This is a genomic window from Alloalcanivorax sp. C16-2, from assembly GCF_046507615.1.
In the GTDB taxonomy this organism is placed as follows: domain Bacteria; phylum Pseudomonadota; class Gammaproteobacteria; order Pseudomonadales; family Alcanivoracaceae; genus Alloalcanivorax; species Alloalcanivorax marinus_A.
The window spans coordinates 636,479-659,192 of record NZ_JBKFTL010000001.1; the positions used below are offsets into that span (position 1 = coordinate 636,479).

General features: G+C 64.6%; 23 protein-coding genes. 5 read left to right on the plus strand and 18 right to left on the minus strand.

Annotated elements, in window-relative coordinates:
* Positions 1-4: 4 nt before the first annotated feature.
* The 12 genes from ACLD02_RS03030 to ACLD02_RS03085 all read right to left on the minus strand — a co-directional run bounded on the left by ACLD02_RS03030 (position 5) and on the right by ACLD02_RS03085 (position 14,256).
* Positions 5-1,261 carry a DcaP family trimeric outer membrane transporter gene (locus ACLD02_RS03030; protein ID WP_410297907.1) on the minus strand — a complete coding sequence of 419 codons (1,257 nt, stop codon included), beginning with the start codon at positions 1,259-1,261 and terminating at the stop codon, positions 5-7.
* Positions 1,254-2,777 carry an arginine/agmatine antiporter gene (adiC, locus tag ACLD02_RS03035; RefSeq protein WP_410297908.1) on the minus strand — a complete coding sequence of 508 codons (1,524 nt, stop codon included), beginning with the start codon at positions 2,775-2,777 and terminating at the stop codon, positions 1,254-1,256. The genes ACLD02_RS03030 and adiC overlap by 8 nt, the downstream gene beginning before the upstream one ends.
* 13 nt (positions 2,778-2,790) lie before the next feature.
* Positions 2,791-5,091, minus strand: a complete 2,301-nt coding sequence (locus ACLD02_RS03040; protein ID WP_410297909.1) for an Orn/Lys/Arg decarboxylase N-terminal domain-containing protein — start codon at positions 5,089-5,091, stop codon at positions 2,791-2,793.
* Between the two features lie 188 nt (positions 5,092-5,279).
* Positions 5,280-6,290, minus strand: coding sequence for a porphobilinogen synthase (gene hemB, locus ACLD02_RS03045; protein ID WP_203103580.1), 1,011 nt, complete (start codon positions 6,288-6,290; stop codon positions 5,280-5,282).
* A gap of 93 nt (positions 6,291-6,383) precedes the next feature.
* Entirely contained in the window at positions 6,384-6,983 is a 600-nt protein-coding gene (locus ACLD02_RS03050; protein WP_410297910.1) for an ANTAR domain-containing response regulator, read from the minus strand.
* Positions 6,980-8,116 (minus strand): transporter substrate-binding protein, encoded by a 1,137-nt coding sequence (locus tag ACLD02_RS03055; RefSeq protein WP_203103576.1) that lies wholly within the window; start codon positions 8,114-8,116, stop codon positions 6,980-6,982. Before ACLD02_RS03055 ends, ACLD02_RS03050 begins: the two co-directional genes overlap by 4 nt.
* The gene (locus ACLD02_RS03060) at positions 8,113-9,483 is read right to left on the minus strand and encodes an amidase (protein WP_410297911.1); all 1,371 of its coding nucleotides are present in this window, start codon (positions 9,481-9,483) and stop codon (positions 8,113-8,115) included. Before ACLD02_RS03060 ends, ACLD02_RS03055 begins: the two co-directional genes overlap by 4 nt.
* Entirely contained in the window at positions 9,467-9,622 is a 156-nt protein-coding gene (locus tag ACLD02_RS03065; RefSeq protein WP_410297912.1) for a hypothetical protein, read from the minus strand. The genes ACLD02_RS03060 and ACLD02_RS03065 overlap by 17 nt, the downstream gene beginning before the upstream one ends.
* A gap of 1 nt (position 9,623) precedes the next feature.
* Positions 9,624-10,322: an ABC transporter ATP-binding protein gene (locus ACLD02_RS03070; protein WP_203103570.1), complete on the minus strand. Its 699-nt coding sequence runs from the start codon at positions 10,320-10,322 to the stop codon at positions 9,624-9,626.
* On the minus strand, positions 10,315-12,132 hold the full coding sequence (locus tag ACLD02_RS03075) for an ABC transporter permease subunit (RefSeq protein ID WP_410297913.1): 1,818 nt from the start codon (positions 12,130-12,132) through the stop codon (positions 10,315-10,317). The genes ACLD02_RS03070 and ACLD02_RS03075 overlap by 8 nt, the downstream gene beginning before the upstream one ends.
* Positions 12,133-12,141: 9 nt before the next feature.
* Positions 12,142-13,008 carry a branched-chain amino acid ABC transporter permease gene (locus ACLD02_RS03080; RefSeq protein WP_203103566.1) on the minus strand — a complete coding sequence of 289 codons (867 nt, stop codon included), beginning with the start codon at positions 13,006-13,008 and terminating at the stop codon, positions 12,142-12,144.
* A 36-nt stretch (positions 13,009-13,044) separates the two neighbouring features.
* Complete coding sequence (locus ACLD02_RS03085; RefSeq protein ID WP_410297914.1) at positions 13,045-14,256, minus strand: ABC transporter substrate-binding protein; 1,212 nt, start codon at positions 14,254-14,256, stop codon at positions 13,045-13,047.
* Between the two features lie 263 nt (positions 14,257-14,519).
* Here ACLD02_RS03085 and greB point away from each other — a divergent pair, with 263 nt between their 5' ends.
* Positions 14,520-15,023, plus strand: a complete 504-nt coding sequence (greB, locus tag ACLD02_RS03090) for a transcription elongation factor GreB (protein WP_203103564.1) — start codon at positions 14,520-14,522, stop codon at positions 15,021-15,023.
* Positions 15,020-15,661, plus strand: coding sequence for a DUF502 domain-containing protein (locus ACLD02_RS03095; protein ID WP_203103562.1), 642 nt, complete (start codon positions 15,020-15,022; stop codon positions 15,659-15,661). The genes greB and ACLD02_RS03095 overlap by 4 nt, the downstream gene beginning before the upstream one ends.
* 148 nt (positions 15,662-15,809) lie before the next feature.
* Here the strand turns inward: ACLD02_RS03095 and ACLD02_RS03100 are convergent, their stop codons facing one another.
* Positions 15,810-17,714 (minus strand): ATP-binding cassette domain-containing protein, encoded by a 1,905-nt coding sequence (locus tag ACLD02_RS03100; RefSeq protein ID WP_410297915.1) that lies wholly within the window; start codon positions 17,712-17,714, stop codon positions 15,810-15,812.
* A 78-nt stretch (positions 17,715-17,792) separates the two neighbouring features.
* Between ACLD02_RS03100 and ACLD02_RS03105 the strand changes: the two genes are divergently transcribed.
* A complete protein-coding gene (locus ACLD02_RS03105; RefSeq protein WP_238400950.1) occupies positions 17,793-18,275 on the plus strand; it encodes a TIGR02444 family protein in 483 nt (160 codons plus the stop codon).
* Here the strand turns inward: ACLD02_RS03105 and ACLD02_RS03110 are convergent.
* Positions 18,247-18,996 carry a ParA family protein gene (locus ACLD02_RS03110; RefSeq protein ID WP_203103556.1) on the minus strand — a complete coding sequence of 250 codons (750 nt, stop codon included), beginning with the start codon at positions 18,994-18,996 and terminating at the stop codon, positions 18,247-18,249. The two genes, ACLD02_RS03105 and ACLD02_RS03110, sit on opposite strands and share 29 nt — an antisense overlap.
* 131 nt (positions 18,997-19,127) lie before the next feature.
* Between ACLD02_RS03110 and ACLD02_RS03115 the strand changes: the two genes are divergently transcribed.
* Complete coding sequence (locus ACLD02_RS03115; RefSeq protein ID WP_203103554.1) at positions 19,128-19,457, plus strand: DUF4124 domain-containing protein; 330 nt, start codon at positions 19,128-19,130, stop codon at positions 19,455-19,457.
* 21 nt (positions 19,458-19,478) lie between these two features.
* Positions 19,479-20,225, plus strand: a complete 747-nt coding sequence (locus ACLD02_RS03120) for an FKBP-type peptidyl-prolyl cis-trans isomerase (RefSeq protein ID WP_410297916.1) — start codon at positions 19,479-19,481, stop codon at positions 20,223-20,225.
* Between the two features lie 120 nt (positions 20,226-20,345).
* On the opposite strand, the gene ACLD02_RS03125 is transcribed toward ACLD02_RS03120, so the two are convergent.
* The 4 genes from ACLD02_RS03125 to ACLD02_RS03140 form a co-directional block, all read right to left on the minus strand.
* Positions 20,346-20,828, minus strand: a complete 483-nt coding sequence (locus ACLD02_RS03125; RefSeq protein ID WP_238400949.1) for an Rsd/AlgQ family anti-sigma factor — start codon at positions 20,826-20,828, stop codon at positions 20,346-20,348.
* A gap of 168 nt (positions 20,829-20,996) precedes the next feature.
* Positions 20,997-21,710, minus strand: coding sequence for an LrgB family protein (locus tag ACLD02_RS03130; RefSeq protein ID WP_203103548.1), 714 nt, complete (start codon positions 21,708-21,710; stop codon positions 20,997-20,999).
* Positions 21,703-22,053: a CidA/LrgA family protein gene (locus ACLD02_RS03135; RefSeq protein WP_203103546.1), complete on the minus strand. Its 351-nt coding sequence runs from the start codon at positions 22,051-22,053 to the stop codon at positions 21,703-21,705. The genes ACLD02_RS03130 and ACLD02_RS03135 overlap by 8 nt, the downstream gene beginning before the upstream one ends.
* 125 nt (positions 22,054-22,178) lie before the next feature.
* Positions 22,179-22,682: a disulfide bond formation protein B gene (locus tag ACLD02_RS03140; protein WP_203103544.1), complete on the minus strand. Its 504-nt coding sequence runs from the start codon at positions 22,680-22,682 to the stop codon at positions 22,179-22,181.
* Positions 22,683-22,714 lie beyond the last annotated feature (32 nt).

A 22,714-nucleotide genomic window follows, 5' to 3' on the forward strand; every position in this document is an offset into this window, starting at 1 on the left:
GTTCCTACTTCAGGAATACATAGGTGAGGCTGGCCTGCACCCGCGTGGCGTAGCCGGTTTCACCTTGCTGATCCCGATTGCGGCCGCGCAGCACTTCAATACCGGTGGTCAGACGGTCGTTGTAGTCCCACACCAGGTTGGCGGAGCCATAGCGGCTGGAGCGGAATTCATCGTCGGCGAGCAGGTCGTTGCGTTCCAGGCGCAGGTTGCCCGCCACCAGGGTGGTGCGCAGCCGGTCCGACCAGGGATGGGTAACGCCCAGGTAGCCGCCACTGGCGCGCAGCGGTTCCACGTCGCCTTCGCCATCCACCACCGCGTCGTAACCGCTGTCGCTGATGTCGCTCAGGTAATGGGCGAAGCCCTCGCCGGTATAGCCACCGAAGGAGAGCGTCTGGCCGCCGAGCGCCACGGTGCCGGTCAGTCCGGCGGCGGCGGCCAGCCGGCTGTCCGAGCCGTCGCTCAGGCGGCGCCCCACCAGGGACAGTTTCAGGTGGCCCCGGTCGTTCTCATTCTTGTAGGCCACCACCACGTCCGGGGCGTTGCTGTCGCCGCCGCCGCCATAAAGTTCGGTGTCCGGATCTTCCAGGGAGAACAGAAGGGCGTTGTGCTCGTCCAGGGGGTGACGGTATAGCACGCCGGCCTGCAGCCGGTAAGCGCTGGCACCGGGGCCCTCGTTGTCCAGGGTGTCCGGGAAAGCGTCGATGTCCATGAAGTTGCTGAAGCCATAGCCAGCGTAGAGTCGGCTTACCTGAAAGTAGGCGTGGCGCAGCTGCAGTTGATAGCCGTCGCTGTCGCCGAACCAGTCCACCTCCAGGGCGCCCCGGGAGCCGCTGTCATGATCAATGACGTCCACGCCAATACGGCTTTGCTTGGCGTGGAACCCGAAGTGATCATCATCGCCGCCACCTCGGGTGGGAATGCTGGCGGTGACGAATTGGTCGCGGTTGCCGACAGCATGGAAGTCATAGATGCCGTCGAGCTTGATATAGCCATGGGCTTTGACTTCCACGCCGCTGTTGCCAACGGCGGTGGGCGGCCAGGCGGCGGAGCCGGACCCCAGCCGTGAGATGGTGTCGGCCCGGCCCGCCGGATTACGGGTGTTTTCCAGTTCCCGATCATCGATTTGTTGCTTGAGTTCCAGGACCTGCCGTTCCAGGTTTTCCAGGCGAAGGTTCAGATCCTCGTCGTCGGCGTGCGCCAGCGGCGTGGTGGCCAGGCCGGCGAGGGCGATCAGCGTGCCCAGACGAATCGTTTTATTCAAGGCCGGTTTCTCCCTGGGTGCTATCGGTGGCAGGGCGGCTGTCGGTGGAGTGCGCCGGGGACTCCATCACCGCTTCCCGACCTCTGATTTGCAAATTGTCATGGCGCCCCACGGACAGCCAGAACATCAGGGCCAGCGCCACCAGCGTCACGGTGAGGGTGAGATAACGCACCCAGTGAGGTGAAACGCCGCCGGGTGTTTTGCGCGCTTCCTCGATATCGTGCTGGCGGTTGAGCGCCAGCGCGTAGAACACGATGGTGGCGATCACGAAGATCAGCGACCAGCGGGTCTGTTCGCCATCGGAACCGATCAGCGCCAGCAGGCTGTAGGCCGCCGCGAACAGGATGATGATGGTGTACACCGTGTACTGGCGGTGCGGCATCTTCTTGTAGCCGAGCACCTTCAGGGCGATGGCGGAGTAGATGTAGGGCAGCAGGGTCATGATCACCGCCACCGAGGCGATCTTGCCGAATTGCTCGCTGGCGGTGGGGGACATGGTGGCCAATACTTGCAGGCTCATCAGAACGGCGACCAGCACCAGGCCGGCGGAGGGCACGCCCTTGGCATTGGTGCGCGCGAACAGGTTGCCGAACAGGCCGTCGTCGGCGGCGGCCTTGGCGGATTGCCCGACCAGCAGGGTCCAGCCGGCCAGCGAGCCAAGGCAGCCCAGCGCGGCGCACACCGCCACGATGTTGGCGGCGGTATCGCCGAAGGCGATGCGCGCCGCGTCGGCGAAGGGCGCCGAGGAGCTGACCAGTTCCTGGTTCGGGATCATGCCCATGATCACCGAGGAACTGAGGATATAGGCCACCGACGCCAGAATGACGCCGCCCACCGTGGCGATGGGGATATTGCGGCGCGGATTCTTGACCACCGCCGCCGACACCGAGGCGCTTTCCACGCCAATGAACGCCCACAGCGTGAAGGTGAGCGTGGACATGATGGCGCTGCCCGAGCTCTTGCCGGAGACGTTCCAGCCGGACGTGAAGGTATGTCCGTCAAACCAGAACCAGCCCAGCAGCGCCGTGGCCAGAATCGGAAACAGCGCCAGCATGGTGGTCATGGACTGCACCCGGCCGACCATTTTCGGGCCGAGAATATTGAAGTAGGTGAACAGCCAGATCACCGCGATCTGAGCGATGGCGAAGATCAGCGGGTTCCGTAGTGATGGGAAGAACCCGGACAGATACCCCAGGCCGGCGGTGGCCAGGGCCACGTTGCCCACCACATTGGCCAGCCAGTAGATCAGGTTGGTCTGATAACCCATGTAATTGCCGAACGCCTTGCGGGCATAGGCATAGGGCCCGCCCGCGGCGGGGTCGAGAATCGCCAGCTTCGCGAACACCAGCGCCAGGGCCACGGCGCCGCTCAGGGTGATCAGCCAGCCCACCACGGAGATGCTCCCCACGCTGGCCAGGTTGGCGGGCAGCATGAAGATGCCCGAGCCCATCATATTGCCCGCCACCATCAGGGTGACCGGCAGCAAACCGATCTTGTTGTCTTCGGCTACGCTCATGGCCGCTCCCCGCTCAGTCGTTCTTGATGCAGTACAGGTGATAGGTGCCGTCGATGACCTCGACGCCATGGTTGTCGTGCTCAAAGCCCGGGAAGCGGCGGTCGAATTCCTGCAGTGCGTTCAGGTAGCCGAGCACCGGGCCCTCCGCCGGGCCGGCGTTTTCGCCGGGCATAAGCAGCGGAATGCCCGGCGGGTAAGGCACCACGCCGGTGGCCAGGGTGCGGCCGGCCAAGGCGGAAAGCGGCAATTGCTCAACCTGGCCCTGCACCAGTTTTTCGTAGGCCCGCACCGGTGACAGGTCGGGGCTGGGCAGCACCGAGAAACTCTCGCTCATCAGCGCGGTGGTGCGCAGCGCCGCCATGGCATCGAACATGGACACCGCCAGCGTGCGCAACCCCTGGTCCGGGTTCAGACCATGGCGGTCGGCGAAGCCGGGCATGCAGCGATGCACAGGCGCGTTGGCGTCGAAATCCCTTTTAAAGGCCATCAGGGCGTTGATCAGGGTGCCCCACTTGCCTTTGGTGATGCCGATGGAAAACAGGAACAGGATGGTGAAGTCGGTGGTTTTCTCGACCACGATGCCCCGTTCATCCAGATAGGCGCTGACCACCGCGGCGGGAATGCCGGAGGCCTTCAGCTTGCCGTCGAAGCCCATGCCCGGCGTGGTGATGGACACCTTGACCGGGTCGAGCATGCAGTAATCCGCCTCCAGATTCTTGAAGCCGTGCCAGCGCTCGCCGGGGTTCAGGGTCCAGCATTCAGGCGTGCCGGCGAGCAGCTCCAGGGGGGCCTCGTGGAAGAGGTAGCGTTCCTTGCTCATCGGGTCGGTGGCGGTTTCCGGCTGCCAGACGCCGAAAAACCATTCCCCTTTCTCATCGTATTCCGTGTTCAGGCGCGCCATCACCTGGCGGAATGCCACCGCCTCGCGGATCGCGTCGCCGGTGAGCCGTTCACCGCCGGGGCCGTCCATCATGCCGGCGCTGACGTCGTTGGAGGCGATGATGCTGTACAGCGGCGAGGTGGACGCGTGCATCATGAAGGCTTCGTTGAAGCGGCTGTGTTCGATCGGGCGGCGACCATCCCGGATATGGATCATCGAGGCCTGGGACAGGGCCGCCAGTAGTTTGTGCGTGGACTGGGTGGCGAACAGGGTGGGTTTGTCGCCACGGTCCTCGCCAGGCTCGCCGTGCATGGCATAACGCTCGCGATAAATCGGATTGAAGCGGGCATAGCCGTACCAGGCTTCATCGAAATGCAGACGGTCGACGCTCTTTCCGAGCAACTCCTCCACTCGGGAAACCTTGTAGCAGAGGCCGTCATAGGTGGAGTTGGTGATCACCGCGTGCACCGGATCGCTGTTCTGGAGCCCCTGGCACAGCGGGCTGGTGGCGATGTCGTCGCGAATCGCCTCGGGCGCCAGCCGTTCCGGCGGGATCGGGCCGATCAGGCCGTAGTGATTGCGGATCGGAACCAGATAGGACGGTACCGCGCCGGACAGAGTAATCGCGTGCTCCACGGATTTGTGGCAGTTGCGATCGCACAGAACGACCTGGTCGCGGGTCGCGGAGGCCATCAGGATTACCCGGTTGGAGGTCGAGGAGCCGTTGGTCACGTAGTAGGTCCGATCGGCGCCGAACACCCTGGCCGCGTAGCGCTCGCCGGCGCCGATGGGGCCGCTGTGATCGAGCAACGAACCCATCTCGCCCACCGAGATGGAGAGATCCGAGCGCAGCATGTTTTCGCCGTAGAACTCGAAAAAGGCGCGCCCCACCGGTGCCTTCAGAAAGGCGGCGCCGCCGTGGTGGCCAGGTGTATGCCAGGAATATTCATGGACCCGGGAGAAGCGCACCAGGGCGTCGAACATGGGCGGCAGCACATGCTGCCGATAGCGTTCGATGGCCGCCAGGATGCGACCGCCAATAAAGGATGGGGTGTCTTCCATCAGCCAGATGTAGTCGCTGGCCATCTCCATGGCACGCATGGGAATGGTCTTCGCGGTTTCCCGGCTGGCGAGCAGGAAGGCGGGCACGTCGGCGCTACGCTCGCGCAGGGCCGACAGCACCTCCAGAGCGCCATGATGGGTATGGACGCCGGGCAGGCTCCAACTGGTGAGCACGCATTGAATGGCGGGTTCCGCGGTGAGCATGGCCACGGCGTCCTCGCTGTTGAGGGCGGTGACCACGGTCACGTCGCGGCGTTCCAGGTCCTCGATCAGGGCCGAGATGGCGTGGCTGGCGGAATTATCGGCGTGGCAATCCTGGCTGGCGATCAGGACCAGAATACCAAGGGGTTGGCGTTCAAGAGCGGACGGCATCGGGGGCTCCTTGCGGGCGGGGGTCCGTAATCAGTAACGCCCCGATGTAACGGGGTTATGAAAAATTATATGAATCAGTCAACTTGGTTGTCTTGATGCGGATCACGAAACCATTGGCGATGCCCGGGCCGGTCAGGCCCGGGGCGAACAGCAAGGAAAGGAGGGAGGGAAGAAGGGAAGGAGGAGGGTCAGTCGCGCTGGTTGAGCTTGAGCGCGGCGGCTTTCGCGAAGTAGGTAAGAATGCCGTCGGCGCCGGCGCGCTTGAAGGCCAGCAGGGATTCCATCATCACCTTGTCCTGGTCCAGCCAGCCATTCTGGAACGCGGCCATGTGCATGGCGTACTCGCCGCTCACCTGGTAGGCGTACACCGGGACGCGGAATTCATCCTTTACCCGGCGCACCACGTCCAGGTAGGGCATGCCCGGTTTCACCATCACCACGTCGGCGCCCTCGGCCAGATCCAGGCCGATCTCGTGGAGGGCCTCATCGGAGTTGCCCGGGTCCATTTGGTAGGTGGTCTTGTCCGCCTTGCCCAGGTTGCCGGCGGAGCCCACCGCGTCGCGGAACGGGCCATAGTAAGCCGAGGCGTATTTGGCGGAGTAGGCCATGATGCGGGTCAGGATGTGGCCCTGCTCCTCGAGCGCCTCACGGATGGCGCCGATGCGACCGTCCATCATGTCCGAGGGAGCGACCATGTCGGCGCCGGCGTCGGCGTGGGACAGCGCCTGTTTGACCAGGGCGGTGACGGTGGCTTCGTTGAGCACGTAGCCCTGGTCATCGAGGATGCCGTCCTGGCCATGGGTGGTGAACGGGTCCAGGGCCACGTCGGTGATCACGCCCATTTCCGGCACCGCCGCCTTGATCGCGCGGGTGGCGCGCTGGGCCAGCCCTTCCGGGTTCCAGGCTTCGGCGGCGTCCAGGCTTTTGACTTCCGGCGGCGTCACCGGAAACAGGGCCATGGCGGGCACGCCGAGACCGGCCAGTTGTCGTGCTTCCTCCACCAGCAGGTCGATGCTCATGCGCTCCACGCCGGGCATGGAGGGCACCGCTTCGGTGCGTTGCTCGCCGTCGAGCACGAACACGGGATAGATCAGGTCGTCCACGGTGAGGGTGTTTTCCCGCATCAGGCGGCGGGAGAAGTCGTCCTTGCGCATGCGGCGCATACGCGTGGCCGGCCAGGGGGCGCGGTGGTAAGACATGGGCCGAACCTCTCGGTAGGAAGCGATGAAAGAATTGGGAAACGAAGTTTACCAAGTCGGCGCCGGGATGGGAAAAGGGTGCTTGGGCGGCGCCTAAATCCCGTTCGCCGCGATGATGGCCTCGGCGATGCTGGCGATGCTCTGTTTGCTGCGCATGGATTTCTCGCGGATGCGCTTGTAGGCGTCGGCTTCCGATATATCGCGGCTTTCGGAAATGATCTGCACCGCTTGCTCGATCTTGCGGCGGGCTTTCAGGGTTTCGTCCAGCGAAGCGACCCGCTTGTTCAGCCGTGCTTCATGGCGGGCCAGGCTGATGGCGGTGGTCAGGGCGGCGAGCACGCCGAACAGCCGGATCGGTTTGGAAAGCACGCCATGGACGTGAAGGCGTTCCAGTTCCTCGAGAATTTCCGGGGTTTCAAAGGCGATGATGCCAATGCGGGCGATGTCCTTGGAGGTCGCCATCCAGGACAGCGCGCCCTCATCGTGAATCCGGTTCACCAGGAACAGCACCACGTCCGTCTTTTCGGGAAGCGAGGAGGGCGCCGGCCACATGCTGTCCACCCGGCAGCCGATTCGACGCAGGTGCGCGAGAAAGTTTTCCCGCTCACTATCGTCCGGATGGATCACGAGTACCTGCATGCGCCGCAAGCGGCGCAGCAGTGTCTCGCTGCGAAAAGAGAAATCGTCGCTCATGTGGCACCCGGTTCCATGACGGATCGATCATAACCGACCAGGTACGGGTCCGGTCGAATGGCGCCGTCGCCGCGCCACAGGATGTCGAAGGTCCCGTCCGCGGTGGCGCGGCCGATCAACGGGCGGATCGAGACGTGGTTGGTGTCGGCGTCCACGAACAGATCTCCGGCGGGTCCCTTCGAGACCGCGCCGGAAAGGGACGACAACAGCGCGTCGGTGTCGTCGCCGCCGGCCTGGCGCACGGCGGCGGCGAACAGATGGACCTGGGAATAGCACACCTCGGAGTAGGAACTCGGTGCTTCATCCTTGCCGTAACGCTGTTGGTAGGCGGCGCGAAAGGCGCTGTTCGCCGGGTTGGTCAGGGTCGAGAAATAGGCGGTTACCGAGATGTGGCCGCGCCGGGCTTGTGGCTGCATGCGCCGGAGTTCCGATTCCGTGGTGGTCAGCGAGGCGATCGGCAGGCGCTCGCCGCTGAAACCTTGGCGGGAGAACGCGTCGTAGAGTGAGATGCTGTCTTCGCCGACCACGGTGGAGATGATGGCGTCCGCGCCGCCATCATGCAGCGCCGAGAGCACCACGCCAAAATGGTCCTCGCTGGCACCGATGGGCACGTAGCTTTCCTGGACCACCTCGCCGCCGCTCTCGCCGAGAAACTCGTTGACGATACGGTTCACCTCCCGGGCGTAGAGCGTGTCCGAGCCGATCAGGGCAATGCGCCGTCCCTGATTCTGGAAAAGGTACTCAAGCATGGGCAAAACCACCTGGTTGGGCACCGCGCCTCCGTATACGACATTGGGTGAATACTCGAATCCTTCGTAAACCGAAGGATAGAACAAAATGCCGTTGAAGCGCTCGATCACCGGCAGCACCGCCTTGCGGCTGGCCGACAGGCAGGCGCCGAAGATCACGTTGACCCGGTGCTGCACCAGCAATTCGGTGGCGAGCGCCGCGTATTTCTCGTCGGAGCCGGCGGGATCAAGAATCACCGGCTCCAGCTTCCGGCCCGCCACGCCGCCGGCATCGTTGATCTCCTCGCATGCAAGGATTATGCCCTTGAGATGGGCGTTTTCCGTCACGGCCATCGGCCCTGATTGAGAAAACAGAACACCAATTCCCAATCGATCCGCGCTCACGATACCTCCTTACCATTGATCCGTTCGTTCAGCAGGCCGGCGATCGCCAGCAGTTCCTCGTCCTTGCCCGGGCGCCCCATGAGCATCATGCCCACGGGCAGGGCGGAGGCCGGGTTCGGCACCGGCAACGTCACGCAGGGCAGCCCGGAAAGATTACCGAGCCAGCAGAACCAGGTCATGCTGTCCTGGGTGGTCACCCGCCGCCCGCCGAAGCTCTGCCACTCTTCCCCGACCATCGGCGCGGTCACCGGCAGCGTTGGCAGGACCAGGGCATCCCATTCGCCGAGCCGGTTCAACAGCAAGCTGGTGAAGTGGGCGCGGATCGACTGGGCATTCAGGTATTCCCGTCCGGAGAGCTGTTTCCCCGCCTCAAGATGGGCCCGGGTGACGGCGCCGAAGCCTTCCGGATGATCGGCCAGACGCCGGGTATGGTAGGCGGTGGCTTCACAATGCAGGATTGCTTCCCAGGCGGAGAAGTAACTGTCCATCTGCTCAAGCTCAACGGTGGGTACCGGCAGGCCGGTGGCGTTGAGTGCCCCGACAAGGGCCGCCCGCACTTCATCGGACCGTTCCAGGCCGGCCCCGTCCAGAGCGATCAGCGCCGGCGCTTCGGCAATGGGAGGGCCGGGGTCGCGCATCGCGACGGCCCCGAAAGTGGAAGGGTCGCGACGATCCTCGCCCAGGAAGAAGGGCAACAGCAATTCCAGATCGCGCAATGTCCGGCCCAGCGGCCCGGGTGCATCCAGGGACCAGCTCAGTGGCAGTACGCCGTTGCGCGACGCCCGGCCATAGCCCGGCTTGAAGCCGTATACCCCGCAGGCCGCCGCCGGAATGCGGATCGAGCCTCCGGTATCACTGCCGAGGGCGGCACCCACGATGCCCGCCGCCACCGCTGCCGCCGAGCCGCCGCTGCTGCCGCCGGTGATGCGGCGCCGGTCGCGCGGGTTCAGGGTCTGGCCGATGGCGGACAGGCTGTTGGTCGCGCCATAGGCCCACTCATGCATGTTGGTCTTGCCGAAAATAACGGCGCCGGCGTCACGTAACCGGGCGATCACCGTGGCGTCCCGGGGGCGCGCGCCGGGCAGCGCCCGGGAGCAGGCGGTGGTGGGAAAGTCCCGGGTCAGGTAGTTGTCCTTGACCGCGATCGGGACCCCGTCGATGGGGCTCAGTGGCCGGCCGGCCTGGCGGCGATCCGTGGCCGCCGTTGCCTGGGCCATGATCGTTGTCGGATCGAGAGCCACGAAAGCATTCAGAGCCGCCTGTTGCTCCGCTCTTTGCAAGGCGTCTTGCGCCAGGGTAGCGGGCGTGACCGTGCCGGCGGCCAGAGCGGCGGCCTGCGCGGAAAGGCTTTCAAGCGCGTTTGTCATCGAAGGCCTCCGGCTTGAAGGTGTGGGCGGGTTCCTGGGGCCGGGTGGCGCGGAACCGGGCGAGGCCGCCGCGAATACGCTTCAGAGTGGCGTCGATCCGGTCTTGCTGATCCTGGGAAAGGGGGACGGTGCGTTTCATCTCATACCCCCAGCAGTTCTTGTTGAAGTGCTTTATCGCGCTCCAGGGTGGCGCGGTCGGTCTCCATCCGGATCGCCCCCTTTTCCATTACATAGGCGCGGTTGGCGATGGAGAGGCAGAAGTCGAGATCCTGTTCCGCCACCAGCATGGCGATGCCGCGTTCAATGTTGATGCGTTTAAGAACGCCGGCGATCTCATCGACGATCGAGGGCTGCACCCCTTCGGTGGGTTCGTCCAGCAGCAGTACCGTGGGCCGGATCGCCAGTGCCCGGGCCAGAGCCAGCACCTGCTGCTGGCCCCCGGAAAGGCCGCCGGCCAGATCGTGGACCTTGGGCTTGAGCATCGGGAAGTAGGTCAGCGCCTCCTCGACGGCCTCCTTGCCGTTGTGACCATTGCTTTCCGCGGCGACGGCGATGTTCTCCAGCGCCGTCATGCGAGGAAACACAAAGCGCCCCTGGGGTACGTACCCGAGGCCGTGCCGGGCCCGCCGGGCGGGTGCCGCGGGCGCGGCCAGGCCATCGATTTCCACCGTCCCGGCGATGGCCGGAATAAGCCCGGTGGCATAGCGCATCAGAGTCGATTTACCGACCCCGTTGCGGCCCAGCAGGGCGACCACGTCACCGCTGCCCACGTACAGGGATACATCCCGGATAATGATGGTCTTGCCGTAACCGCCGGTGGCGTTCGAAATCCTAAACATGTTCCCGCCTCCCTAGATAAATATCGAGAACCCGCTCGTCTTCGCGCAGCGTGTCGATGTCGCCTTGCGCGAACAGCCTGCCTTGATGGAGCACGGTGACCTGCCCCTCCAGGGTGCGCACGAACTCCATGTCGTGTTCAACGACGATGACGGTGGTGAACCTGGCCAGGATGCGCACCAGGGTGGACAGTTCCCGGGTTTCCTCCTTGGTCATGCCCGCCGCGGGTTCGTCCAACAGAACGACCCGGGGCGCCAGGCACAGCACCATGCCGATATCGAGCCATTGCTGCTGGCCATGGGACAGCACCGAAGCCCGTACCTCCGCTTGCGCCTCCAGGCCCAGCATGGAGAGCACCCGGGCGGCGATGCCGTTGGCGCGCTGGCGGTGTCGGACCCGCGAATAGGCGGCCACCCAGAGGTTCTCCCGCACCGACAGTTCGCCGAACACCTGGGGCTTCTGGTTCTTGACGCCCATGCCCGCGCGTACCCGTTGAAAGATAGGCGCGCGCGTCACATCCCGGTCGCCGATAAGAACCCGCCCTCCTTCCGGCCGGTAAACACCGACGCAGGTCTTCAGGAACGAGCTCTTGCCCGCCCCGTTCGGGCCGATCAGGGAGAACGGCTGCCCGGGAATGAACGCCAGTGATACCTCGTTGACGGGAATGACGCCGCCGAAGCGCTTGAACAACGTCTCGGCACGCAGTGATTTGGCGGGGCCGGCCTGCGCTTCGGCCTCGGACAGAATGTCCGCCAGCTCATCCGGATCGATGGATACCGCGCCGGCGCCACGGGCGGCCTCGTTAGGGTCCGGCAGCCGCGACCGCCACAGGTCGCCCAGCCCGCCGAGCACGCCTTTCTTGAGGAACAGAACCAGGCCGATCAACACCACGCCGAGGATCAGCGTGGTCTGGCCGCCCACGGCGCCGCCACCCAACCAGAAGGACAGGCCACCGATGAGCGTGGCGCCGACGAACGGGCCCGCCAGGGTGCCGAGCCCACCGACCAGTACGTAGATGGGGACCAGCAGAGCTTCCTGCACCGAGAAAATCGACGGGTTCAGATAGTTGGACCAGCCGCCGAACAAGGCCCCGGCCAGGCCGGCAAGCAGGCCGGACCAGGCGAAGTTGAGCACTTGATAACGGCGCACGTCATAGCCGAGCAGCTCCGTCTTTTCGATATCGAGACGAATGCTGTCGATGATCTTGCCGAACGTGCCGGTCATCAGCCGTTGGGTGGCGAAGTACGCAAGCGCCGCCACCAGCACCACGAACATAAGCGCGCCAGCTGGTTCCAGTGCCTCGGCACCGGCGCCGAAGCCCGGGATATAGCCGGGAATATTCGACATGCCGTTGTCGCCGCCGATCACGGCGCTGCCGGCGTCAAGCTTGAACGACTGGCTCACCGACCAGAGCAGCAGCGTGAAGGTATAGGACAGGATCGTGCTCTGCAGGGCGCCCATGCGCGCATAGAAAATAATCCAACCCAGAGCGCCGGCGACCAACGCGCCGAACAGGGCGCCGGCGGGCAGACTCCAAAGCAGGGAGTGGCCGGTGACCGCCGACAGGTTGATGGCCACCACGCTGCCGAAGTAGCCGCCAAGACCATAAAACGCGGTCTGCGCCAGGCTGAGGAAACCTCCCCGGCCCCACACCACGTCGAGGCTCAGCCCGAGCAGGCCGAAGATCACCCAGGAGGTGGCCACGTAGGCGAGGTAGGGATCAATGATTCGCGCCAGTCCCAGAGCGAGGATGGCGGCGATGAACGGGAAAATGGTTCCCGCCCGATGGTGGATAGCGTTCGAATATGACATGACCTCACCTCACAGTTTGCGGCGCCACTTGGCCGAGATCCCAAGCGGATAAAGCCAGAGGAGAGCGGCGGTGATCAGGAAGAAGAAAATGTCTCCGGCCACGGAGGTAAGGAAGCTGGCGGTGATCGAGGCCCCGCCGCCGAGCCCGATGGCGGTGAGCACGGAGCCGGTCAGAGTCACCGGGCCGGCGACCACCACGGTCAGGAACGCCTTGATGACAAAGGAAAAGCCCATGGAGGGCGTGGCGGGGACAATGGGCAGAAGTACGGCGCCGGCGAAACCGGCAAGACCACAGCCAATCGAGAAGGTGAGCGTGTTCACCCGGGTCGATTCGATGCCGATGGCCTGGGCCATTTCCGGCTGCTGAATCGATGCGCGCGCCTTCATCCCATAGACCGTGCGGGTCATCAGGAAATAGACGAACAGGCCCATCAGGGCGGCCACGCCGATCATCAGCAACGGGTAGCCCGCCAGGCTGTAATCACCGATCTGGATATTGGATTGTGGCATGCCGATACCGGGGGTCACGGTGCCGAAGATCATCACCGCCAGTTGGTAAAAGACGATGCTGATGCCCCAGGTGGCCAGCATGGTGTCGAAGATGCGCCCATACAGGCGCTTGATGATGAGAACCTCGACCAGGGCGCCGATCGCCATGGTTACGGCGACCGCGATGGGAATCGCGAGCACGAAAGGCACGCCCATCTGCGTCGCGGTCAGCGCCGAGTAGGCGCCGATCATGAGGAACTCCCCGTGGGCGAGGTTGATCACGCCCATCAGCCCGAACACCACGGCCAGACCGATGGTGGCGATAAGCAGAATGGACGCGCTGGAAAGCGACGACAGGATAACCGTCGCCAGATAGTCGATATCCATGAAAATCTCCTGAAAAATGGACGCTTGTCTTGGCGGTCAGTCCGCTTCAGGAGAGAAGTGCTCGACCAGATCGGGATCGGCGATCAGATCGCATTTCTCGTTTTCATAGAACGGCGCCACGCTCGGGAAGGTTTCGAGAATGGTGAAGTCGTGCTTGTCGTTACCCCGCGCGATGTAGATGTTCTGACGCAGGTGATGGGAGCCGGGCTCCAGCTTGACCGTGCCGTTGGGGGCCTCGAAGGTGAGGCCGCTCTCCAGGGCTTCGATAACCGCGTCGGAATCGGCGCTGCCGGCTTTTTCCACCGCTTTCGCCCATAGGTTCACCGCATTCCAGACCGCCACCGCGCCGGAGGTCAGCGGTGCCTTGATGGGATGCCGTTGTTTCCACAGTTCAATGAAGTCACGGTTGGTGGGGTTGTCCACGGCCATGTAGTAACCCTGATTGGAGATGATGCCATCGCCGGCCCGTGGTGAGACCACGACCTGCTGGTTCCCGGAACCGTAGTTGCTGGAAACGATGCCGATGGAGTCCTTCAGGCCGGCGGCGGAAAACTGCTCAAGAAAGCCGGTCTGGTTGGAGCCGACCGGCAGGGCGACCACGAAATCGGGTTTGGAGGCCTGTATCTTCTGGATCGTCGGGGTGAAGTCGGTGACGGTGAGGGCGAGGAAATCCTGGCCGACCACCTGGGCGCCAAGCGAACGGGCATACTCATGCACCCAGTGCGCGGAGATGGTTCCGAAATTGTAGTCCGGCGCCATGATATAGATGCGCTTGCCGTACTCCTTCACGGCCCACTCGATCAGCACCGAAAGCTGCTGGGAGGCGGATGTGCCGGTGACGAAGGTCTGTTTGTCGCAGGCGCCACCTTCGTACAGCGAGGCGTAAAAATAAGGGATGTCGGCTTTGCGGATGATCGGGCGTATGGCTTCCCGGGAAGAGCTGGTCAAACCGGCGAACAGGGCGTCCACCTTGTCGCGCAGGATGGCGGTGTGGGTGAACTGGGTATACTTGCTCAGCTCGGACTGAGCATCATAGCTCACCACTTTCACGGGCTCGCCGAGCAGTCCGCCGTTTTCATTGATGTTGTCCACGGCCAGTTCGAGAGCGCGCTGCTGCTCGATACCGTAAATGTTCAACGGACCGGTGACATCGAAGATGGCGCCGATTCGGGTTTCAGCCTGCGCGGCGTGGGCCGCCATCAGGGCAATGGCCGCGATGCCGTAACGAAGGAACGGAAGGGTTTTCATTGTGGGTGTCCTCTCTTTTTTTGCTGAGAGCCGGACACCAGATCAGGAATGCGAAAAATACATAGCGGGGCAACCAAGACATGATGTCCAGCTACGTCGCTTGTATTTTCCGGTGCACCTTTGCACGGGGTTGAAGCTAGCGAGCCCGGGCCGGCCTGTCAAGGGCGCTGCCGTGGGGCAGGGTCATGGCCGGGGGTTGGCCAGGCGCGCCGGCGGCGGGTAATCTGCCGATCGTCGCGATCACCGCAACCAGGAGATAACGCATGGGTCGTTGGCGCCCGAAAGGCAAACCCGCCTCCAAGTACATCACGCCGGCAGGGTACCGGAAGCTCAACGAGGAACTGCAACGCCTCTGGAAGGAGGAGCGTCCACCGATCACAAAATCGGTGCAGGAAGCCGCCGCCCAGGGCGACCGTTCCGAAAACGCCGAGTATATTTATGGCAAGAAGCAGCTCCGCGAGATCGACCGGCGCATCCGCTTTCTCAGCAAGCGCCTGGACGGCATGACGGTGGTGGATCGTCCGCCGGAGGACCCCGGGAAGGTGTTTTTCGGTGCCTGGGTGGAGCTTGAAAACGACGACGGCGAGACGGAGACCTACCGGCTGGTGGGGCCGGACGAGGCGGTTGGCGGCGAGGGGCTGATCAGCATCGACGCGCCCCTGGCCCGTGCCTTGCTCGGCAAGCGGGTGGACGATGAGGCCCGGGTTCGAACGCCCACCGGGGAACGCTGTCTGTATATCAATCGCATCTGGTATGACCACCCATGAGTAACAATCGAGTCTGGTTTTTCATTCGTAAATCCCTGTTGGGCGGTCTGGTGATCCTGCTGCCCATCTCGATCGTCGCGTTCTTCTTCAAGTGGATCTACGAAGCGGTCACCAGCCTGATCGCGCCGTTCACCGCCCTGGTGGTGCGCGGCTTCGGCCTGCCCAAGTTCGCCGCCGACTGGGTGGTGGTGACGGTGCTGGTGGTGTTCTGCTTCCTGGTCGGCACCCTGGTGGCCACCCGCCTGGGCGGCTGGATCTGGCAGCGGCTGGAAGAGAGGGGCATGGCTCATGTCCCCGGCTACCGGACGGTGAAGGAAGTGATCGTGCAGCTGTTCGGTGGCAGTCAGGACAGCCTGATGCGTGGCGAGGTGGCGCGGGTGTGGCTGTACGGGCGTCAGGTGTCGGTGACGGTGCTGGGGCTGATTACTTCCCGGCATGACGACGGCACCCTGTCGGTGTTCGTGCCCACCGGGCCCAACCCCACCTCCGGGTTCATCTACCACGTGGATGAAAATCTGGTGGAGCGCCGACCGGACATTGGCGTGGAGCAGATGATGAAGACCGTGGTGGCCTGTGGCGCTGGCAGCGCCGCCCTGCTCAAGCGCGGCGAGGCCGTGGAGCGGGATAATCGCGACTGAAGCGGAACGCCGCCCGGTCGCTCCTACGGCGTTCTTCTGGACAGTAGGAGCGACCGGGCGGCGTTCCGCTTCAGTCGCGATACCCGAAGCCGGCGCCGCGACACGGTAGGGGCGGCCGGGCGGCGTTCCGCTTCAGTCGCGATCCAGGTCAGAGCGACGCTTCCGCCTCTTCCAGCTTCTCCATGGCCTCCAGCAGCGCCATTTCCAGCTCTTCGTGGCGGTTTTTCAGTTCGCCCTGGCGGGCCAGCAACTGGTTCAGTTCGTCCTTGCGGCCGGCATCGGTATAGAGCGTTTCGTCGCCGAGCCGGCTTTCCACCTCGGCCAGGGCCTGGCTTTCCCGGTCCAGGGCCTTCTCCAGTTTCTCCATGTCCTTTTTCAGCGGCCGCAGCTGCTCGCGCCGTTTGGCGGCGTCCTGGCGCCGCTGGCGGGCATCGTCGCGACCGCCGGCGGGCTCCGCCGGGCGCCGGGCGGCCTGGGCATCGCGGCGGGACTGCTGTAACCAGCGTGCATAGTCGTCCAGGTCACCGTCGAAGGGCCGCACGGTCCCCTCGGCCACCAGTTGGAATTCATCCACGGTGGTTTCCAGCAGATGACGGTCGTGGGACACCAGCACCACCGCCCCTTCGAATTCCTGCAGGGCCAGGGTGAGGGCCTCGCGCATCTCCAGATCGAGATGGTTGGCCGGTTCGTCGAGCAGCAGCAAGGCCGGCTTCTGGTGCACGATCAGCGCCAGCGCCAGGCGTGCTTTCTCGCCGCCGGAGAACCGGCCCACCGGCTCGAACACGTCATCGCCATGGAAGCCGAAGGCGCCCAGTTCGTTGCGTACCTGTTGCTCCGTCCATTTCGGGTGGGTCCGGTTGATCAACTGGTAGGGCGTGTCGTCGGCGGCCAGCCGGTCCACCTGTTGCTGATGGAAGTAGCCCACGGTGAGATCCGGGTCCCGCTCCAGATGCCCGGCCAGGGCTGTAAGCTCACCCACCAGGGTGCGGATCAGCGTGGACTTGCCGGCGCCGTTGGGGCCGAGCAGGCCGATGCGCGACTCCGGTCGCAGGCTGAGGGTCACGCCGGCCAGAATCGGTGTGCCCGGGTAGCCGCAGGTGGCGTCGTCCAGGGTGACCATGGGGTTGGGCAGCCGGTCCGGCTTGAGGAAACCGAAACTGAAGCCGGAGTCCACGTGGGCCGGCCCGATACGCTCCAGTTTCTCCAGCGCCTTGACCCGGCTCTGCGCCTGCTTTGCCTTGGTGGCCTTGGCCTTGAAGCGGTCGATGAACTTCTGCAGGTGGGCGATCTGGACCTGCTGCTTCTCATGCATCTTCTGCTGCAGAGCAAGCTGCTCGGCGCGCTGGCGCTCGAAGTCCGAATAGGTGCCGCTGTAACGTTTCAGCCGGCCCTTTTCGATGTGCAGGATCTCTTTGACGGTGGCGTCCAGGAAGGCGCGGTCATGGGAAATCAGCATCAGCGCGCCGGGGTGCTGGATGAGCCACTGCTGGAGCCAGAGAATGGCATCCAGATCCAGGTGGTTGGTGGGCTCGTCGAGCAGCATCAAATCGGCGTCGCTGATCAACACCTGGGCCAGGTTCAGACGCATGCGCCAGCCACCGGAGAAGGCGCTCACCGGCTGCCGTTGCCGCGGTTCGGAAAAGCCCAGGCCGGCCAGCAGAGCGGCGGCGCGGGCCGGTTGCTCCCAGGCGCGCAGGGTGTCGAGGTCGGCGTGGGCGGCGGCCAGCCCGGCGTTGTCGCCGCGCGCCTGGGCGTCGGCCAGGGCGGCCTCGGCGCGGCGCAGTCCGTGATGGCCGTCGAGCACGTACTCCAGCGCCGGTTGCTCCAGTGCCGGTACTTCCTGGGCCATCATCGCCAGGCGCCAGTCCGCCGGGAGATTGAGTTCGCCGCCGTCCGGCTCCAGCTCGCCCATGATCAGCTTGAACAGGGAGCTTTTGCCGCTGCCGTTCTTGCCCACCAGGCCGACACGGGCGCCCTTGTGCAGCACGAAGCCGGCGTCCTCGAGCAGCAACTCGGAACCACGGCGCAGATTAATGTGTTCCAGGGACAGCATGGTATAAGGGGCCTCGGAGGTCGGCGGTCGAGACCGGCGCAGTGTATGGCAAGCGCCGGCGTAACAGAAGGGGACCCTATGGAGAACAACGCCACGTTATGGCGATTCGCCCTGCGCCTTTGGCGCGACAAGCGGGTCGAGAAGCTGTGCCTGCGCCTGCAGGATGAATACGGCGTGCCAGTGGCGGTGCTGCTGGTAGCGCTGTGGCTGGCGGAGGCCCGACGGCGGCCGGATGCCGCTCTGGGCCGCCGGCTGGTGGCCCGGGCTGAACAGTTCGAGGAGAACTACCTGCGACCGCTGCGGGCGGTGCGGCGGCGCGCCGCCGACCAGGGCGCTGGCCTGGTGGAGCTCAAGCGCCAGATTCAGGAGGCGGAACTGGAGGGCGAGCGGCTGCTGCTGGCCCGGCTCGGCGAGTTGGCGCAAACCCAGCCCGGCGACGAGTCGGTGTCCGCCCTCGGCTGGTTGCTGGTGGTGGTGCCGGAAGTGGGCCAGTGCCAGGGTTTGCAGGTGTTGCTGGAGGAGCTGGCGTCGGTCAGCGAAAACCTGGCAGTGAACGGATGAGATGACGCTGTACTTCCAGCCACTCGCCGATCAGCCGCCAATGATGCTGGTCGGTGTCGGTGCGCGGGCCGGCGGCCTGATCGAGCATGCTCAGCCCGTCCGCCATGGTCTGCACGTACTGCTGGGTATCGCGTAGCGTGACCAGATAGGGAATCTTCAGGCTGGTGAGAAACTGACGCAGCGCTTCGTACATGCGCGTGCGGGTGCGTGCCCGGTTGGCGATCACCGCCAGCCGTCGCGGGCGGCGCCGGTAGCTGGGCGAGAGCATCACGTTCTGCACGAAGCGGGTGGTGGCGCGAATATCAATGGGGCTGGGCAGCACCGGAATCAGCACCACCTGGGCCACGCGCAGCACATGATCCAGGGTGTGGCGGTCCATGCCCGCCGGCGAATCCACCACCACCACATCGCGGGCACGCTGCAACTGGTCCTGAAGGCGCCCCAGCGAGACCGGCTCGTCCGCTGGCCAGCCCAGCGCCTCCACGCGCGGGTCCTGGCGCAGGCGCACCCACTGGGTGGCGGATTGCTGCGGGTCCAGATCAAGCAGCGTGACCGCCTGCCCGGCATGGGCGAAGTAGGCCGCCAGATTGGTGGCCAGCGTGGTCTTGCCGCAGCCCCCCTTGCTGTTGGCCACCAGAACCACCAGCCGGCGCTCGTCCTGGCGGGCGACCCGACGAGCCACCGGCGGGGCCACGGACGGGTCCGTGCTGTTGTTCGGCATAATGATTTCCCCTCCGGCCACACTATACCCGCAATCCGTGTTTTGACAGTAGCGGTGGGACAGGCACAATGAGGCGCGCCTGGCGGGCCGTCCGGCGCCGCCAGGGGAACCAACCGGGGGGGAACGCGGTCATGCGTTATCCAGTCACATTATTCATGTTGGGCGGTGTCTTCGTGATCGCGTCCTTCACCGTGCCCCTGGGGCACGGCGAGCCGCTGCTGGACTGGCAGCGGATGCGGGATCACTGGTCACAGCCCGATCAGTGGCTGACATCCTCGCGCCTTCTTGATGGTGGCGGCGCGGGGCGAGAGGTCTATCGCTGGCGCGATGCCACGGGAAACTGGCAGTATGGCCAGATTCCACCGCCGGGCGTGGACGTGCAGACCGTTGAAGTGGAGGCGCCGACCATCATTAGCGCTCAGGATATGCGCGGCGAGGGAGCAACGGCGCAGGGAAAATAAACGTAAGCCAATGGAGGCAGAATGAAGAAGATTGCAATCGTGCTCGCCGGCAGCATCCTGCTGGCGGCCTGTGGTGGAAACGACGATAAGAGCAGTGACGTTGAGCTGAAGACCGAGGACCAGAAAGCGTCCTATGCCCTGGGTTACCGCAGCGCCGAGCAAATGAGCGCCATGGAGAACCTGGATCTGGAAGCGATGATCGCCGGTCTGCGCGACGGCTTCAGCGAGGAGCCGGAATCACGCCTCGGTGACGAGGACCTGGACCAGCTGATCCGCGACTACCAGACCCGCATGATGGAAGCGCGTCAGAAGAAGCAGGAAGAGCAGGCACAGAAAAACCTGGAGGAATCCAAGGCTTTCCTTGAGGAGAACGCCAAGAAGGATGGTGTCGAAACCACCGACAGCGGTCTGCAGTACGAAGTACTGAAGTCCGGTGAGGAAGGCGCCGAGTCCCCGACCCTGGAAGACACCGTGGAAGTGCACTACAAGGGCTCCCTGGTCGACGGCACCGTGTTTGACAGCTCCATCGAGCGTGACAAGCCGGCGGTGTTCGGCCTCAAGCACATCATCCCCGGTTGGCAGGAAGCTCTGCCGATGATGAAGGTGGGTGACAAATGGAAGCTGTTCCTGCCGCCGGAGCTTGGCTATGGCGAGCAGGGCGCCGGTGGCGACATCGGTCCCAACCAGGTGCTGATCTTCGAAGTGGAACTGCTGGATGTGAAGAAGCAGGGCAACGAAGACGCCGGCGACGAGGCCGCCACCGAGTAATTTCGGCGTGCCCCGATCGTATTGAAAAAGGCCACCTCCGGGTGGCCTTTTTCGTACCCGGCCATCATCGGGCGCCGATAGGAGCGGCTTCAGCCGCGATTCCGTGCCGCTGGCCGGCTTTCAGTGCCGCAGGGCGTGGCGGCGCGGCGCCTGGTGAACGCTGAGAATCAACTGATCTTCCAGGGCGAAGCGTTCCTCCAGCGCCAGGGTCAGCCGGTCCAGCCGTTCCGGCAACTGCTCCAGCAGCCCCAGGCAGTGATCGTCGGTGTCGAAGTCCTCGTTGAAGGCCAGGGCCTCCTCGGTGGACAGGTCCAGGCGCCGCAGAATGTGTTCCGCCAGCGCCGGTGCCGGCGCGTCCCGGTAGCGGCGCGCCTCGCGCACCAGCTCCCGGTAAACCTCGAAGTAGCCGGCGCTGATGTAGTCCATCAGCAACTGGCAGAAATCCCGTACCCGACCCTGGATGGGCGGTGGCTGGTGCTCCTCGAATTCGTTCAGGCCCTGCAGGCCGCACAGCAACACGATCAGTTGCTGGCGCTGTTCCAGCCAGGCACGCACCAACGCTTCGATGCGGCGCCATTGCATCAGGGGGGATGACGCGGACATGGCCATGGCGGTCGCTCCTTGTCCAGATTCCAGATGGGCTTTCGAGGCTAGCCCCGTCGCCGACATGGCGGCAACGGGGTAAATCGGGCGATTACCGATGGTGGCGGGAAAAACGCTGGTGGTTCATAGGGTTGCCGGTAAAGACGGATTCTTCATAAACACCGCTGGTTATATTCCGAACAGCAGGCCGGCAACCCAGGGCCACAGCCAGGGCAGCGCCAGAGCGGTGACCAGGCCGGTCAGTCCCAGGGCCAGACTGGCGAAAGCGCCGGCTTTCTCACCGTATTCGAAAGCCCGGGCGGTGCCGATGGCATGGGCCACCAGGCCCAGGGCGAAACCGCGAATACGATCATCGCGCACCCGCAGCAGCCGGAACACCGGGCCGGCCACCAGGGCGCCGACGATGCCGGTGATGGCCACCGCCCCGGCGGCCAGGGCGACGAAACCGTCGGTGCTGCGCACCACCTCCACGGCGATCGGCGTGGTGATCGATTTCGGCGCCAGGGAGCCCACCACCGGCTCCGGGGCGCCCAGCCACCAGGCCAGCAGCACGGCGATGCCGGCGGCCAGGACGGCGCCCACCAGAGTGGTGATCAGCACCGGCTTCCAGACGCTGCGCACGGTGCGCAGTTGCCGGTAGAGTGGCCAGGCCAGCGCCACCGTGGCCGGCCCCAGCAGGAAGGACAAGCCCTGGATCTGCTCGCGATACTCCTCGTAGGACAGCCCCGCCAGGGGCAGCACCACCACCACCGGAATGGAGGCCACCAGAAACGGGTGGAACACCGGCAGGCTGTGGGCCTTGCCGTAAATCCAGGTGGCCACCCGGTAGCTGGCCAGGGTGAGCAGCAGGCCGAACAGGGGGGTGTGCAGCAGATCAGTCATGGTGGTGCTCCCGGGGCATCAGCACCTTGAGCAACAGGGTCACCAGCACCATGGTCACGATGGTGCCGAACACCACCGCCACGGTAAGGGCGAGGGCGTAGTCCTGATAGCGGCTCCATTGCAGCACGATGCCCACGCCCAGCGGGAAGATCAGCAGGCTGATATGGCGGATCAGGGCGCCGGCGGCCTCGGAGACCCGGTCACCGCCGGGCAGATTGAACATCAGTGCCAGCAGCAACAGCACCATGCCCACCACCGGCGCCGGTAATGGCAAGCCGGTGAAGTGGATCACCACCTCACCAAGGAATTGGAACAACAGCAGAATCAGCAGACCATCAAGCACGGTTCAGTCTCCGCGGGCCGGATACACACGGTGGCGCGGGGCCAAACCAAATCGCGGCTGAAGCCGGCTCCTACCGAAGGGGTCGTGTAGGAGCGGCTTCAGCCGCGATTATTATGCTATTGGGTTCAGCCCCTGCGCGGGCGGAACAATTGTATCAGAGCCACGATCAGTACGCCGCCGAACACCACCAGGGACCAGCCCGGGATGGTCAGGCCGAGAAAGCGCCAGCTCACCTCGGCGCATTCCCCGGAGCCCGACAGCACCGTGGCCAGTACTTCCTGGAGCGGGAAGGCGTCGAGCATGTAGTCCAGGGATGGGCCGCAGGAGGGAACCTGATCCGGCGGCAGGCTTTGCAGCCACAGGTGGCGAATGGCGATGGCGCCGCCGCCCAGGGCGGCCAGGCCGGTCAGTATCGCGTAGACGCGCACGCCCACGCCCTTGGGGCCATGCAGGGTGGCGATCAGCAGGATCACCATTACCACGATCAGCGCCACGCGCTGGAAGATGCACAGCGGGCAGGGCTCCAGGCCCTCCACGTGCTGCATATAAAGGGCGCCCAGAAAGGCCGCCAGACAGGCAAGCAAAGTCAGTCCGTAAAGCGCGCGCGGCGCCGGGAGAAGGGTTTTCATGGTGGTTCCGATCCTTTTTTTGAGTCCTTTGC

Coding starts and splice junctions, on each gene's coding strand:
- adiC (WP_410297908.1), bottom strand. CDS start 2,777: ATGAGCGTAGCCGAAGACAACAAGATCGGTTTGCTGCCGGTCACCCTG.
- ACLD02_RS03040 (WP_410297909.1), bottom strand. CDS start 5,091: ATGCCGTCCGCTCTTGAACGCCAACCCCTTGGTATTCTGGTCCTGATC.
- hemB (WP_203103580.1), bottom strand. CDS start 6,290: ATGTCTTACCACCGCGCCCCCTGGCCGGCCACGCGTATGCGCCGCATG.
- ACLD02_RS03050 (WP_410297910.1), bottom strand. CDS start 6,983: ATGAGCGACGATTTCTCTTTTCGCAGCGAGACACTGCTGCGCCGCTTG.
- ACLD02_RS03060 (WP_410297911.1), bottom strand. CDS start 9,483: ATGACAAACGCGCTTGAAAGCCTTTCCGCGCAGGCCGCCGCTCTGGCC.
- ACLD02_RS03065 (WP_410297912.1), bottom strand. CDS start 9,622: ATGAAACGCACCGTCCCCCTTTCCCAGGATCAGCAAGACCGGATCGAC.
- ACLD02_RS03070 (WP_203103570.1), bottom strand. CDS start 10,322: ATGTTTAGGATTTCGAACGCCACCGGCGGTTACGGCAAGACCATCATT.
- ACLD02_RS03075 (WP_410297913.1), bottom strand. CDS start 12,132: ATGTCATATTCGAACGCTATCCACCATCGGGCGGGAACCATTTTCCCG.
- ACLD02_RS03080 (WP_203103566.1), bottom strand. CDS start 13,008: ATGGATATCGACTATCTGGCGACGGTTATCCTGTCGTCGCTTTCCAGC.
- ACLD02_RS03085 (WP_410297914.1), bottom strand. CDS start 14,256: ATGAAAACCCTTCCGTTCCTTCGTTACGGCATCGCGGCCATTGCCCTG.
- greB (WP_203103564.1), top strand. CDS start 14,520: ATGGGTCGTTGGCGCCCGAAAGGCAAACCCGCCTCCAAGTACATCACG.
- ACLD02_RS03095 (WP_203103562.1), top strand. CDS start 15,020: ATGAGTAACAATCGAGTCTGGTTTTTCATTCGTAAATCCCTGTTGGGC.
- ACLD02_RS03100 (WP_410297915.1), bottom strand. CDS start 17,714: ATGCTGTCCCTGGAACACATTAATCTGCGCCGTGGTTCCGAGTTGCTG.
- ACLD02_RS03105 (WP_238400950.1), top strand. CDS start 17,793: ATGGAGAACAACGCCACGTTATGGCGATTCGCCCTGCGCCTTTGGCGC.
- ACLD02_RS03110 (WP_203103556.1), bottom strand. CDS start 18,996: ATGCCGAACAACAGCACGGACCCGTCCGTGGCCCCGCCGGTGGCTCGT.
- ACLD02_RS03115 (WP_203103554.1), top strand. CDS start 19,128: ATGCGTTATCCAGTCACATTATTCATGTTGGGCGGTGTCTTCGTGATC.
- ACLD02_RS03120 (WP_410297916.1), top strand. CDS start 19,479: ATGAAGAAGATTGCAATCGTGCTCGCCGGCAGCATCCTGCTGGCGGCC.
- ACLD02_RS03125 (WP_238400949.1), bottom strand. CDS start 20,828: ATGTCCGCGTCATCCCCCCTGATGCAATGGCGCCGCATCGAAGCGTTG.
- ACLD02_RS03130 (WP_203103548.1), bottom strand. CDS start 21,710: ATGACTGATCTGCTGCACACCCCCCTGTTCGGCCTGCTGCTCACCCTG.
- ACLD02_RS03140 (WP_203103544.1), bottom strand. CDS start 22,682: ATGAAAACCCTTCTCCCGGCGCCGCGCGCGCTTTACGGACTGACTTTG.